This window comes from Dyadobacter sp. Leaf189 (assembly GCF_001424405.1).
In the GTDB taxonomy this organism is placed as follows: Bacteria; Bacteroidota; Bacteroidia; order Cytophagales; family Spirosomataceae; genus Dyadobacter.
The window spans coordinates 345,515-358,302 of sequence record NZ_LMPS01000004.1 but is presented as its reverse complement, the minus strand read 5'-3'; the positions used below and the strand labels follow the sequence as shown (position 1 = coordinate 358,302).

The window sequence follows — 12,788 nt, the reverse complement described above, 5'->3', positions numbered from 1 at the left end:
CGGATAAGCAGGCGGCTACATTTGGATATGTGAAGTAAAAACAATTTTTAGCTATCATTTATCAAACCATTTCAGTCATGAAAATCCATCGCCTACCGTTCGTTCTCCTTGTTTTATTCTCGTTTGCCTTTTATCAGGCTTCTAAATCTCCAAAGTCAGCACCACTTACGGAGAGCCATAAAAAGCGGAATAAGGTGGTAGCTGTAAACATCATCTTTAAATCCTCTGATGGCGGCAAAACCTGGCAGGACATTAGTGCAGGGCTGCCAGCAAATGCGACCGCAAACGGATTTCCGAAGGATGGTTTCATTGCCAATGAGAATGGAATCTATCTGCGCACTGCCAATGAATTGTATTACCGCAAACCAAATTCAGGGGCTTCTTTTTGGAAAAAGGAGACTGTTCCCGTTAACCGTGCGAGTATTGTTCCTGGCAAAAATGGAGTGCTTGCATTTAACTATGGCGGGCAGTTTTCACAAAAAGTAAACGGAACAGATTTATGGCAGCCGATCTACACGGGTTTTCCGGGCAAGAACGTTCGCACTGTTTTTGAAGCCGGGGACACTGTTTTTGTCGGTTGCGATAAAGGCCTTTTTAAATCTGATGACAATGGGAAATCCTGGGAGCGGGTCTATGACGGAGGCTGGGCGATGAAACTGCTTGCGTCGGATGGTGTGTTGTTGGCAACCAGCCAGAAAGGCATTATCCGGTCGGTAGATGGTGGTGAAAATTGGGTGAATGTGATTAATGAAGGCGGAGTGGGCATTGCTATCGAACGCATCAAAGGCGGATTTGCCGCGATCACCTTCAATACTGAAACGGAGACAAGAAGAGTACGGACATCTTATGACGGCGGTAAGACCTGGCAGCCTATCGATGCCGAGCTTCCGCCAAGTATGGAGGTCGCCTCGATAACGCAGGTTGGTGAATACCTGTTCTGCGGTCACCCGGCAGGCATTTACAGGTCCTCAGACAAGGGAAAAACGTGGAAGCTTTTACTTCCAGCTATACAGGACAAAGTCTTCAACCTGTCTGTTTCCGGCAATGTGATTTACGCCATACCCAGAAGTGGAGGCTGTTAAAAATGCAGGTTGTGGTTGCATTCATGTTCCGGGAGATCGATTTGATGGGAGATCAGATCGGGCGGTTTGATACCGGCCATCTGACTTTTCATCCCGCGTCCATCCCTGCGGCTGGATCGAGATTCCCCGATATGCTTACAAATTAAAAAAGGATGGGAAAGGACACGTTTTTCTGATCATTCACGGGGAGAAGATTTTGGTTTATAATGCTGCAGAAAACAGCTTTGAAACCAACCCCGGCATCATTCAATATCCTGCAACACTTAAACCCACCTCCTTACAAAGCGACGCGGCGGGCAATATCTTGATCAGGTCCAAAAGTGGACTGGGCGTTTTTAGTGCCAAAATGAAGCGGTACTATTCGGCAGGCGATGTGTCAGAATTTCAGGCTACTTTACAAAAAGTGGCAGACATTTAATCTATCACCCATTTTCTTATCCAGCAAACCCTACATTACATTCAGTGCTATACTCATAATATTAATTTGGTGGTTAGCTGCAAAGAAAATATTGCTACATACCGCTTAATATGTAAATGCGACGAGTTGCCTGTTTGAAAGTATGAAATATGGTTTAAGGTTAATAAACTTGTATAAAAAGGGCAGGGTTGCCGGTTAACACTTAAAATCAATGATATGAAGCTAAGATTCACTTTCTCACTTTTTCTTTTGCTCAAATGTTTCGCTGCATTCAGTCAGGAAAATCAGAATGAAGGCCCTGCTTCAAAGGGCACAATTAAGATCCTTGTTATGTACCCTTATGCCGAAGGCAAAACTTTCGATATGGCGTATTATGAAACGAAACACATGCCAATGGTCGCCGGCTTTTTGGGGTCAAATTTGATTAAATACACAATTGAAAAGGGACTTGCCAGTGGCATTCCAAATCAACCGCTGCCATTTATGGCCATCGGTACATTCTACGTAAAAAGCCTGAGTGAGTATCAAGCTGCGCTGGCGCCAAAAAGGGATGCGATCCGCGCCGATTTTGCAAACTACACGAATATCAGCCCGGTGATTTTAGTAAGTGAGATCGTAAAATAAAAATCAAATTTACTTGTAATTATCCGCGGCATTCTTACTCTGCCTCAATCGGTAAAACTGGTAAATGAAACAGTAAAATGTATAAAGCAAATTCAAGCCAAGCTGACAATATTTGATGCGCATTGACACGAAATGTGATGTCATCAACAACCGCTTCGCCAAGAAACTGCCTATATGGAGATCATTCGGTAAAGTTTAGCAGTTGATGGCTTTTTGTTTCCAGCAATACACGCCGTTGAGCTGGCGGACATATCGCTACATCCAGCTGGTGGTCGAGATCAGGGCGGATCCCCTGGTGATCGATGACATTTACGGCACTTTCACGGGCTATCCTTTCGAGCAAAAAGCGAAGCTGCAAACCCAGGATCCGGAAATGGGCAAAATGATGGAAATCGGCTGGCGTACTGCCCGGCTTTGCGCATTTGAGACCTATATGGATTGTCCATATTATGATCAGTTGCAATACATTGGCGACGCCCACGTCGCGGTCGGATTGCTACGCTTGGGGATCGAGCCCTAACATTGAATTTTTCAGGACGGTTTTGGGGATTGACAGCGATGCGGCAGGTTTTGCAAAAGTGAAAATAACACCTCATTTGGGTTCGATCACAAGTATCAGCGGGGAGATGCCGCACCCGAACGGCGTTATTTCGGTGAACTATCAAGTGCAGCAAGGCGCGATGCAAGCAGAGATCAATCTTCCGGAAAAAACCTCGGGGAGCTTCGTTTGGAAGGGTAAAACCGTCCCTTTGAAGCCAGGGAAAAATGCGCTAAAAATATGAAAGATCGTAACGTTGCACCTGTATCCGAATTTGGTGCTGAGCTCAGAAACCAGGGATTCAAGGTTTTTGAAATCAAAGCTGGTGAAAATGTGGTCAGGACTTACAACCGGAAAGATTTTTATAAAATCTGCCTGGTTACAGGTCGCAGTATTGTGCAGTACGCCGACCGCGGAATTGAGATCGATGCAAAGACTTTATTCTTCGGTAACCCGCATATCCCATACTCCTGGGAGATCATTTCGGAGGAATATACCGGGTACACCTGTTTGTTTTCGGAAGGTTTTTTGAAGGTCAATGAACGTTCGGAAAGCTTGCAGGAAAGCCCGTTATTCAAAATAGGAGGGACGCCCATTTTTACATTATCTGAGGAGCAGCGGGACTTCATTGCTTCGATATTTCAGAAGATGATCGCCGAAGATGCGACAGACTACTTGTTCAAGCATGATCTGATGCGTAACTACATCAACCTGCTCATTCACGAAGCATTGAAAATGCAGCCCGCTGAGAATTTCTTTAAACATAAAAATGCGGCCGAGCGTACGGCTTCTTTGTTTTTTGACCTTCTGGAAAGACAATTTCCAATTGAAAGTATCGATCAGCCCATGCAGTTTAAAACGGCCCAGGAATTTGCTAACCGGCTCTCGGTGCATGTGAATCATTTGAACCGGTCTGTGAAAGAAATTACAGGCAGACCGACCAGCGCCCACATTGCAGAAAGGATCATTATGGAGGCAAAAGCGCTTCTCATCCATACCGATTGGACCATTGCCGAAATTGGCTATGCGCTTGGATTTGAGTATCCTGCGTATTTCAACAACTATTTTAAAAGACTCACCGGCACTGTGCCATCTTCGGTGCGATCCTGATTCATCTTGCGACGTGCTTTGGTCAGCATTGTTTGATATCCATAGTATACCGGTTGATTTCCATTGGATTCAGCAGTGGGATTCCCGCTAGATTTGAAGTATTAAAACGCAGAAAGCACATGAAACAATCAAGAGCAATCCTGTACCCTTTACTGGTATTTATCCTGGCGATCATGGCATGTAATTCAAACGGTAGCATGGACCCGAACCGCAATAACGACACCGGGCTGGAAAGCCCCGGGCAGGATAGCCCCGGCATCGACAGCACTGACGTGGACTCTTCCGGCAACCGATTGAAAATCATCATTGGTTCAAGAACATTCAATGCCACGCTGGTTTCGAGCCCGACCGTTACGGCCTTCAAAGCAAGACTTCCAATGACAGTGAACATGACCGAGTTGAATGGCAATGAAAAGCTTTACAATTTCGGCAGCGCCTTGCCAACCAAAGCTTCCAACCCGCGCAACATCGCAGCCGGTGATCTGATGCTTTACGGATCCTTCACGCTGGTGCTTTTTTACGAGTCATTTCCGACACCGTACAGCTATACCAGGCTAGGGAAAATAGACAATCCATCCGGTTTTGCTGCGGCTGTCGGCAAAGGTTCGGTTTCAGTCCGCTTTGAAATGGAATAGGGAAGGGGTGGAGTTGTCAGAGTCGCTTTTTAACGAAGCGATACCTCGCCTTTGTAGCCCCAGAGGGGCTTCCAGTCTATCACGAAATCGCACAAGATAGGATGTAGGGGGCTCCTCCGGAGCCAGGTTTTGGAATATTTATTTCGCCTTTTTTGCATCGCCTTTGTAGCCCCAGAGGGGCTTCCTGTTTATAGAAACATCGCACAAGATATGAAAAAGGGCTCCGGAGGAGCCTCCTGACCGACTACAATGAAGGAGGCCTCGCGGGAGCCTGGATATAGAGGAAATCTGTTTATGGCGATCGCTTCCGCGATCCGCCAGCTGGACGATGCGGATATGCCTTTCGGACAGTTTGATATTCATAAGGAATTGTTTGATATCCTACATTCTCCTCAATCGTGTCAGCTTATATTGGGTATATCAAAAGAGTGCAGAATGATCACGATTTTGTGACTATGACTTAGCTTACTTTTACACGGTATAGTTATTGTAGTTCAACAAGTTATACGCAAAAGGGCGAAACTATGAAAGAAGAAAATTCAGCAGGCCACATCAGCCGGCGCGAAATGCTGGCCGGGACTGCAATTGCAGTTACCACGCTGGCTATTACCAAGGTCACCGGAGTAGAGGCGGGGCCGGAGCCGCAGGCCGTTACACCTGTTGTTTCAGCTGAGGTATCGTTCACCGTGAACGGAAAGGTCCAGAAACTGGAAATCGATACCCGGACAACATTGCTGGATTCACTCCGGGAACATTTGCACCTGACAGGCACCAAAAAAGGTTGTGATCATGGACAGTGCGGTGCTTGCACGGTGCTTGTCAATGGCAAGCGTATCAATTCCTGTCTTTCGCTCGCCTTGCAGCACGAAAATGATTCGATCACAACAATCGAGGGGCTGGGATCACCTGAAAAGCTTCATCCGATGCAATCTGCATTCATCAAGCATGATGGATATCAATGCGGTTATTGCACGCCGGGACAGATATGTTCGGCCGTGGCGGTGCTGGAAGAAATAAAAGCAGGCATACCCAGTCACGCAAGTGCCGATTTGAATTCGAAAGTTGCTTTTACTAGTGCGGAATTCAGGGAACGGATGAGCGGGAATATCTGCCGGTGCGGCGCATACTCCAACATTGCCGAGGCAGCAGCAGAAGTTGCGGGCGCATAGCGGGTAAAACCTAATGCATCATTTTCACCAAAGACATTCCATCCGATGAAATCATTCACATACCAGCGCGTGACTACGCCAGTCGAGGCGGCCGCAGCCATTGCTGCTAAACCAGGTGCTAAATTTCTAGCCGGCGGCACAAACCTGCTCGACCTGATGAAATTACAGATCGAAACGCCCACCCACCTGATCGACATCGGCCGTATTGGACTGGATAAAATTGAACCGACAGCCAATGGCGGCGTAAGAATAGGCGCACTCGTCACCAACACCGACCTTGCGGCAGACCCGCTTATCCGCAAAGATTACGGCATTTTATCCAGGGCATTGGTCGCTGGCGCTTCGGGTCAGCTTCGTAATAAGGCGACGACGGCGGGCAATCTTTTGCAGCGCACGCGGTGCCCTTATTTCTATGATACCAATCAGCCATGTAACAAGCGGGTGCCCGGAAGCGGTTGCGCAGCCATTGCCGGTTTCAGTCGGCAACTAGCTGTTATAGGCAGCAGCGATGCCTGCATTGCCACCTATCCCGGCGATATGGCCGTGGCTATGACGGCGTTGGATGCGACGGTTGAAACCATTAACCCAGCTGGCAAGACCCGGCAGGTTCCCATTTCGCAGCTTTATCGTTTACCGGGGAAAACGCCGCATCTGGAAACCACGCTGGAAAAAAATGAGCTTATCACTTCCGTGGTGCTGCCTGCTCCGGCCGGAGGCACACATATCTATCATAAAGTCCGTGACCGGGCTTCCTATGCATTCGCACTGGTTTCGGTTGCTGCCATTTTATTTAAAGATGGGACTGGCAGGATTGCCGTTGGCGGCATTGCTCCAAAACCCTGGCGTGTTCCCGGGGCAGAAAGTCTGTTACCATCGGGCGCCAAGCCATTTTCTGCAAAACTGATGGAAGGCGCCAGGCCCACTAAGGAGAGTGAATTCAAAGTCAATTTGGTAGAACGCACTATTGCACTGGTCTTAAAAGAAGGGAAAAGCTGATATGAAATTCGACAAACCAGCAGGGCAAAACCCCATCGATCAGTTAAAGGTCGTTGGCAAGCCAACCGACCGCATTGAAGGCCCTTTGAAAACAACCGGCACGGCCAAATATGCCTATGAATACAATGAGGAGGTTACTAATCCTGCTTACGGCTATATCTTAGGTGCGGCCATTGCGCGTGGGACCATTACGCGCATCGATCAGGCTGCGGCCAAAGCTGCGCCAGGTGTGTTGGCAATTGTCACCGCTGCGAATGCCGGTCCATTGCAGGCTGGAAAGTTTTACGTCAGCCGTTTTCTGGCCGGGCCGCAGGTCGACCATTATCACCAGGCGGTGGCTATCGTCGTGGCTGAAACTTTCGAACAGGCACGGTCAGCAGCCGCGCTTTTGAAGGTTGAATACAAAAAACAAGCTGGCAATTATGATCTGGAAGCTTCAAAAGAGGGTGCCCAGCCTCCTAACCCAGGCCCATACACGCCTCCGGGTGAATCCCGCACAGGCGACTTTGACGGAGCATTCAAAACAGCTGAGGTAAAAATAGATCGATCTTATTCCACACCTGACCAGGCACATGCGATGATGGAGCCTCACGCCACCATTGCAAAATGGGAGGGTGATAAGCTGACATGCTGGTGTACCATTCAGCAGATTAACTGGGGCGTACGCGACCTAGCTTTCATATTAGGTATACCCAAAGAAAATGTGCGGCTTATCTCAGCTTACATCGGCGGTGGTTTCGGCGGGAAGGGTACAGTGCTTTCAGATCTTGTGGCTGCAAGCCTAGCGGCCCGTGCTGCTGGCCGGCCGGTAAAGCTGACATTGCAGCGTCCTTTGATGTTCAATAACACCATTCACAGGCCTAAAACCATTCAGCGGATCAGGATCGGGGCAAATCCCGACGGCACTATTACGGCGATAGGTCATGAAAGCTGGTCGGGTAATCTGCCAGGGGGCATGACCGAATCTGCTACTGCATCAACCAGGATATTATATGCGGGTGCCAACAGGCTTACCAGGCTCCGGCTGGCCGTTTTGCATCTTGCTGAGGGCAGCGCCATGCGGGCACCGGGAGAGGCATCGGGTATGATGGCACTGGAAATAGCGATGGACGAAATGGCTGAAAAGCTGCAAATGGACCCGGTCGAGTTCCGGATCAAAAATGATACACAGGAAGATCCCGAGAAACCGGGACGCAAGTTTTCGACCCGTAAACTGGTTGAATGCCTGCGCGAGGGAGCTAAGAAATCTGGATGGGAGCGCCGAAATGCCAAGCCGGGTGCAATCAAGGAAGGGGACTGGCTCATCGGGATGGGCGTGGCCGCAGCGATGCGGGGTGCTCCCATTACTAAATCCGCTGCACGTGTACGGCTGGATAGCAACGGCAGGATCACTGTGGAAACCGATATGACCGACATCGGCACCGGCACCTATACCATTATCGCCCAGACAGCCGCAGAAATGATGGGCGTCGGGATTGATCAGGTTCAGGTGAAGCTTGGCGACTCGTCTTTCCCCGAGTCATCAGGGTCAGGCGGGCAGTGGGGAGCAGCATCTTCCACTTCCGGCGTGTATGCGGCCTGCATCAAACTGAGGGAGGCAGTAGCCGGTAAGCTTGGTTTCGATGTGGAAAAAGCACGGTTTTCGGATGGTCGTATTATTCTTGGTGATAAAAGTGCTGCCTTAATTGAGGCTGCCAAAGGCGGGGAGCTTGTCGCCGAGGATACAATGACCTATGGCGAACTTTCCAAAGAATACGCGCAGGATACATTCGGGGCGCATTTTGTGGAAGTGGGCGTGAATGCATTTACCTATGAAATCCGTGTAAGAAGAATGTTGGCAGTGTGCCACGCAGGCAGGATTTTGAATCCAAAGGCGGCGCGCAGCCAGATAATCGGCGCGATGACGATGGGCGTAGGCGCAGCATTAATGGAGGAAATGGTTGTGGACAAGAAGGTAGGCTTTTTTGTAAATCATGACCTGGCAGGCTACGAAGTGCCTGTTCATGCAGACATCCCGCACCAGGAAGTAATCCTGTTGGAAGATCTTGACCCTACGATGTCGCCGATGAAAGCGAAGGGAATTGGTGAGCTGGGCATTGTTGGTGTGGCAGCAGCCGTGGCCAATGCAGTTTATAATGCGACCGGCATCAGGATTAGAGATTATCCTGTTACGCTGGATAAGCTATTAAGAGTAGTTTAAATAGATAGCGACTGGGAATTATCACGGACCCGAGATCATTCGCATGATTTTAGTACGGGTACAATAACATTTACCCAATTACCTGCAGCACTGTATTTATATCACGAGGATCACCATGGAGAACGAAAATAATGCCGGCGAACCGGAAAGCACGGGTGCATCGCGGCGTGCATTCCTGAAACAATCGTCCGCGCTTGCTGCCTTCGCGCTGACGCCGCCCGCCGCCGTTCACGCCGTGGAGAGAGGGCTGGACGAAAAAGTGGCAGTTGCATTTGAACAGCAGCCGCTTCGCGTGGAGATCAATGGTGTAGCGCAACAATTATCGGTGGAGCCGCGGGTGACTTTACTGGACTTACTTCGCGAACAATTAAACCTTACCGGCACCAAAAAAGGCTGCGACCACGGTCAGTGCGGCGCTTGCACGGTGCACGTCGATGGGCAGCGCGTCAATTCCTGCCTCACGCTGGCACTCACCACGGAAGGCAGCAAGGTTACAACGATCGAGGGATTGGGTAGTGTCGACAAACTGCATCCGATGCAGGAAGCATTTATCAAACACGATGGATTTCAATGCGGCTATTGCACACCTGGACAAATCATGTCGGCCGTGGCCTGCATTAATGAAGGACATGCCAATTCGCCCGACGAAGTGCGGGAATATATGAGTGGAAATATCTGCCGCTGCGGTGCGTACGCCAACATTGTGGAAGCGATCATGGAAGTTAAATCGAAAGGAGGCCGGATATGAACCCATTTCAATTCACGCGTGCAAACACGACCCAGGCGGCAGTATCGGCCGTTTCAAAAGAAACTGGCGCCTATTTTCTGGCCGGTGGCACAAACCTGATCGATCTTGTCAAAAGGGAGGTTATCATTCCCGAGCGGCTCGTTGACATTAACCGTTTGCCCCTTGCCACGATTGAAGAAACCGCCTCAGGTATCCGAATTGGAGCAATGGCAAAAAACTCGGCGGTTGCCGATCACCCGTTGATTAAAAAACATTTCCCATTGCTATCCATGGCCTTGAATGCAGGTGCTTCTGCCCAGCTTCGCAACATGGCGACCGTAGGAGGCAACATGATGCAGCGGACACGCTGTCCGTATTTTTATGATCATTCCATGCCTTGCAATAAACGCAGTCCGGTGCAGTCGGGTCCTTTCAAAGGGCAGCTTAATGGTCCCGCAGGCTGTGGTGCGATTGGTGGTGTCAACAGAATGCATGCGATCTTCGGGACTTCCGAAAAATGCATCGCCGTGCACCCCAGCGACATGTGCATTGCGCTGGCTGCACTGGACGCGACGGTCAATGTAACGGGGCCAAAAGGGAACCGCAGCATTCCTTTTGCCGAATTTCACCGCCTGCCAGGCGATGCTCCACAGAAAGATAACACGCTCCTTCCGGGAGAGCTGATTCTTTCAGTAGATGTTCCAAAAAATGAAATGAGCAAATATTCGCATTATCTCAAAGTGCGCGACCGCGCATCCTATGCATTTGCGCTGGTGTCAGTGGGCGTTGCTGCGGATATGAAGGGCAAGACGATTCAGGATATCAGGCTGGCGATGGGCGGCGTAGCACATAAGCCGTGGAGGCTCGCCGAAGCGGAGGTTTATTTGAAAGGGAAGGAAGCAACCCTTGAAAATTTCAAACAAGCCGCCACCTTGGCTATGCAAGGCGCAAAAGGTTACGGGGAAAATGATTTTAAACTGACCCTAGCTCCAAATGCCATCATCGAAGCACTTCAAATCGCCACGCAAACCGTCTGATCATGAAAAACGAAAAAAATCCACCGCTTGACCGGATCGACGGACGAATGAAAGTAACCGGCGGAGCCAAATACTTTGCTGATTTTGCCATTCCCAATATGACCTATTGTGTCATTGTAGGCAGTGAGATCGCGCGTGGGACCGTCACTAATATTGATATTAAAAAAGCACAAGGCGCTCCGGGCGTGCTCGGCGTATTTACCCATCAGAACATGCCGCCCATTCCGGGCTGGGATGCGCCGCCAAGCAAGCAGGCTGACGGACCACCGCCCAAGCCGGATACTGAAGAAAAATACCGCATTCTCAGCAGTCCGAAAATTCTGTTCGACGGGCAGCCGATTGCCATGGTTGTCGCTGATACCTACGAGCGCGCCACCTACGCGGCATCATTGGTCAAAGCCACTTACAGCAAGCAGGCAGCACGGACGGATCTGGACAAACATAAAAAAGACGAGATCACACCCAAGGGTGGCGATTACGCGCGCGGAAATGCAAAAGCTTTTGAATCCGCTCCTGTCCAGCTGGAATCGGAATATACCATTCCGATTGAAGTCCATAATCCGATGGAATTGCATGGGATTGTTGTGCATTGGACCGGCGCTGATCAGCTGATGATCTATGCCAAAACGCAGGGCGTCAATTCTACCCAGCAGGCTATGGCGCAAGCATTCAAACTGGATCCAAAAAACATCCATGTGCATACCGAATTCATGGGAGGCGGCTTTGGAATGGGATTACGCACCTGGCCGCAGGAAACCGCGACCGTGGCCATTGCCAAAAAAGTAGGTCGTCCCGTAAAACTGGTGATGCACCGCAGCCAGATGTTTACCACGGTTGGTCACCGTCCTTACACGGCGCAGTCCATTCAAATGGGCGCGGACAAAAACGGCAAACTCATCTCCATTCATCACGCGGCAACAGCAGAAACAGCTAAATACGAAGACTTTACGGAAGCTACTGTCAACATGACGAAGTTTATGTATGACTGTCCGAATGTAAGCACGCGCTATCGCCTTGTGCGCCTGGACCGCAGTGTGCCCATCTGGATGCGCGGCCCGGGTGAAGCCACAGGTGCATTTGCATTGGAGTCGGCCATGGACGAAATGGCGCACAAGCTAAACATGGACCCGATTGAATTCAGGATTAAAAATTATACGGAAACAGATCCCGAACACAACAGGCCGTATTCAAGCAAACATTTAAAAGAAGCTTACGAGCGCGGCGCAGAAGCAATAGGCTGGAAAGAGCGGAAAAACGAGCCGGGCGTCAGCAAGGAAGACAACTGGCTTGCCGGTTATGGCATGAGCACGGGTGTTTTCAATGCATTCAGATGGGAAGCTTCTGCCAGAGTGGTGCTTAATGCGGATGGATCGCTGGTGGTGCAAAGTGCGGTGACCGACATCGGTCCGGGCACAGGCACCGCCTTGACGATGATCGCACACAATGTGCTGGACATTCCTTTTGATCGCATCAAGGTCGAGTATGGCGACACGTCGTTACCCAAAGCGCCAAGCCAGGGCGGTTCGGCCATCGTGTCCGCAGTAGGCTCTGCTGTTTTTGATACTTGTACCAAAATCAAAAATGAGCTGTTTGAACTTACGACAAAGGCAGGCGCACCGCTTGCCGGCAGTAAGGCCGCTGATCTTTCAATGGAAAACGGAAACATCTTTTTATCTAATAGCCCTTCAAAAAAGGTAGCGGTAACTGAGTTATTGAAAACCAATAACCTGCCTTCCATCGCCCAAACGGCCGACTCGAAAGGGAGCGCCGAGCAGGAAAAATATTCGATGTATTCTTTCTCAGTGCATTTTGTGAAGGTTAAAGTGAACGCACTTACAGGTGCTGTGCGTGTAACCAAAGCCGTCAGCGTAGCCGATTCAGGCAGGATCATCAGTCCAAAAACAGCAGCAAGCCAAATGATTGGCGGCGTGACTGGCGGCATCGGGATGGCGCTAACGGAAGAAGCGATCATTGATCACCGATTTGGCCGGTTTGTCAACAATAACCTGGCGGATTACCACGTAGCAGTCCATGCCGACGTGCCCGCGATCGAAACCATTTTCATTGATAAGCCCGACCCGATCATTAACCCAATGGGCGCAAAAGGAATGGGCGAGATTGCATTGATCGGTTTTTCTGCGGCGGTAGCCAATGCGGTTTTTAATGCGACGGGGAAGCGGATCAGGCAGCTGCCTATTACACCGGATAAGGTGATGCAGCAGGTATCTTGAAGCTCAATTTATGATTCTTGA

Annotated in this window: 15 protein-coding genes; all 15 read left to right on the top strand. The window is 49.8% G+C overall.

From position 1 onward, the window contains the following. The first annotated feature begins 77 nt into the window (after positions 1–77). The 15 genes from ASG33_RS10795 (at position 78) to ASG33_RS10735 (ending at position 12,767) form a co-directional block, all read left to right on the top strand. On the top strand, positions 78–1,082 hold the full coding sequence (locus ASG33_RS10795; protein ID WP_056284306.1) for a glycosyl hydrolase: 1,005 nt from the start codon (positions 78–80) through the stop codon (positions 1,080–1,082). Between the two features lie 2 nt (positions 1,083–1,084). Continuing rightward, positions 1,085–1,228, top strand: a complete 144-nt coding sequence (locus ASG33_RS25765; protein WP_157474706.1) for a hypothetical protein — start codon at positions 1,085–1,087, stop codon at positions 1,226–1,228. 50 nt (positions 1,229–1,278) lie between these two features. Continuing rightward, complete coding sequence (locus ASG33_RS10790) at positions 1,279–1,500, top strand: hypothetical protein (protein ID WP_056284303.1); 222 nt, start codon at positions 1,279–1,281, stop codon at positions 1,498–1,500. 216 nt (positions 1,501–1,716) lie between these two features. Further along, positions 1,717–2,124, top strand: a complete 408-nt coding sequence (locus tag ASG33_RS10785; RefSeq protein WP_082489183.1) for an EthD family reductase — start codon at positions 1,717–1,719, stop codon at positions 2,122–2,124. Positions 2,125–2,329: 205 nt separating this feature from the next. Then, a complete protein-coding gene (locus tag ASG33_RS26060; RefSeq protein ID WP_056284300.1) occupies positions 2,330–2,644 on the top strand; it encodes a hypothetical protein in 315 nt (104 codons plus the stop codon). A 22-nt stretch (positions 2,645–2,666) separates the two neighbouring features. Then, positions 2,667–2,906 (top strand): alpha-L-rhamnosidase C-terminal domain-containing protein, encoded by a 240-nt coding sequence (locus ASG33_RS26055; protein ID WP_056284298.1) that lies wholly within the window; start codon positions 2,667–2,669, stop codon positions 2,904–2,906. Then, positions 2,903–3,772, top strand: a complete 870-nt coding sequence (locus ASG33_RS10770) for an AraC family transcriptional regulator (protein ID WP_056284295.1) — start codon at positions 2,903–2,905, stop codon at positions 3,770–3,772. Before ASG33_RS26055 ends, ASG33_RS10770 begins: the two co-directional genes overlap by 4 nt. A gap of 119 nt (positions 3,773–3,891) precedes the next feature. Next, entirely contained in the window at positions 3,892–4,407 is a 516-nt protein-coding gene (locus tag ASG33_RS10765) for a cyclophilin-like fold protein (protein ID WP_056284292.1), read from the top strand. A gap of 249 nt (positions 4,408–4,656) precedes the next feature. Further along, positions 4,657–4,860: a hypothetical protein gene (locus ASG33_RS25760; protein ID WP_157474704.1), complete on the top strand. Its 204-nt coding sequence runs from the start codon at positions 4,657–4,659 to the stop codon at positions 4,858–4,860. 71 nt (positions 4,861–4,931) lie between these two features. Then, on the top strand, positions 4,932–5,576 hold the full coding sequence (gene paoA, locus ASG33_RS10760; protein ID WP_056284287.1) for an aldehyde dehydrogenase iron-sulfur subunit PaoA: 645 nt from the start codon (positions 4,932–4,934) through the stop codon (positions 5,574–5,576). A 45-nt stretch (positions 5,577–5,621) separates the two neighbouring features. Next, positions 5,622–6,572 carry a xanthine dehydrogenase family protein subunit M gene (locus ASG33_RS10755; RefSeq protein WP_056284285.1) on the top strand — a complete coding sequence of 317 codons (951 nt, stop codon included), beginning with the start codon at positions 5,622–5,624 and terminating at the stop codon, positions 6,570–6,572. 1 nt (position 6,573) lies between these two features. Further along, complete coding sequence (paoC, locus tag ASG33_RS10750; RefSeq protein WP_056284282.1) at positions 6,574–8,772, top strand: aldehyde oxidoreductase molybdenum-binding subunit PaoC; 2,199 nt, start codon at positions 6,574–6,576, stop codon at positions 8,770–8,772. A gap of 115 nt (positions 8,773–8,887) precedes the next feature. Then, positions 8,888–9,520, top strand: coding sequence for a (2Fe-2S)-binding protein (locus ASG33_RS10745; protein ID WP_056284279.1), 633 nt, complete (start codon positions 8,888–8,890; stop codon positions 9,518–9,520). Then, positions 9,517–10,536: a xanthine dehydrogenase family protein subunit M gene (locus tag ASG33_RS10740; RefSeq protein WP_056284276.1), complete on the top strand. Its 1,020-nt coding sequence runs from the start codon at positions 9,517–9,519 to the stop codon at positions 10,534–10,536. The genes ASG33_RS10745 and ASG33_RS10740 overlap by 4 nt, the downstream gene beginning before the upstream one ends. Positions 10,537–10,538: 2 nt before the next feature. Next, the gene (locus ASG33_RS10735; RefSeq protein ID WP_056284275.1) at positions 10,539–12,767 is read left to right on the top strand and encodes a xanthine dehydrogenase family protein molybdopterin-binding subunit; all 2,229 of its coding nucleotides are present in this window, start codon (positions 10,539–10,541) and stop codon (positions 12,765–12,767) included. Positions 12,768–12,788 lie beyond the last annotated feature (21 nt).

Bases quoted from the DNA above. Each gene is read 5' to 3' on its own strand.
- ASG33_RS26060 (WP_056284300.1), top strand. From the start codon at position 2,330: ATGGCTTTTTGTTTCCAGCAATACACGCCGTTGAGCTGGCGGACATAT.
- ASG33_RS10795 (WP_056284306.1), top strand. From the start codon at position 78: ATGAAAATCCATCGCCTACCGTTCGTTCTCCTTGTTTTATTCTCGTTT.
- paoA (WP_056284287.1), top strand. From the start codon at position 4,932: ATGAAAGAAGAAAATTCAGCAGGCCACATCAGCCGGCGCGAAATGCTG.
- paoC (WP_056284282.1), top strand. From the start codon at position 6,574: ATGAAATTCGACAAACCAGCAGGGCAAAACCCCATCGATCAGTTAAAG.
- ASG33_RS10755 (WP_056284285.1), top strand. From the start codon at position 5,622: ATGAAATCATTCACATACCAGCGCGTGACTACGCCAGTCGAGGCGGCC.
- ASG33_RS10740 (WP_056284276.1), top strand. From the start codon at position 9,517: ATGAACCCATTTCAATTCACGCGTGCAAACACGACCCAGGCGGCAGTA.
- ASG33_RS10785 (WP_082489183.1), top strand. From the start codon at position 1,717: ATGAAGCTAAGATTCACTTTCTCACTTTTTCTTTTGCTCAAATGTTTC.
- ASG33_RS25765 (WP_157474706.1), top strand. From the start codon at position 1,085: ATGCAGGTTGTGGTTGCATTCATGTTCCGGGAGATCGATTTGATGGGA.
- ASG33_RS10735 (WP_056284275.1), top strand. From the start codon at position 10,539: ATGAAAAACGAAAAAAATCCACCGCTTGACCGGATCGACGGACGAATG.
- ASG33_RS25760 (WP_157474704.1), top strand. From the start codon at position 4,657: ATGAAGGAGGCCTCGCGGGAGCCTGGATATAGAGGAAATCTGTTTATG.
- ASG33_RS10765 (WP_056284292.1), top strand. From the start codon at position 3,892: ATGAAACAATCAAGAGCAATCCTGTACCCTTTACTGGTATTTATCCTG.
- ASG33_RS10745 (WP_056284279.1), top strand. From the start codon at position 8,888: ATGGAGAACGAAAATAATGCCGGCGAACCGGAAAGCACGGGTGCATCG.
- ASG33_RS10770 (WP_056284295.1), top strand. From the start codon at position 2,903: ATGAAAGATCGTAACGTTGCACCTGTATCCGAATTTGGTGCTGAGCTC.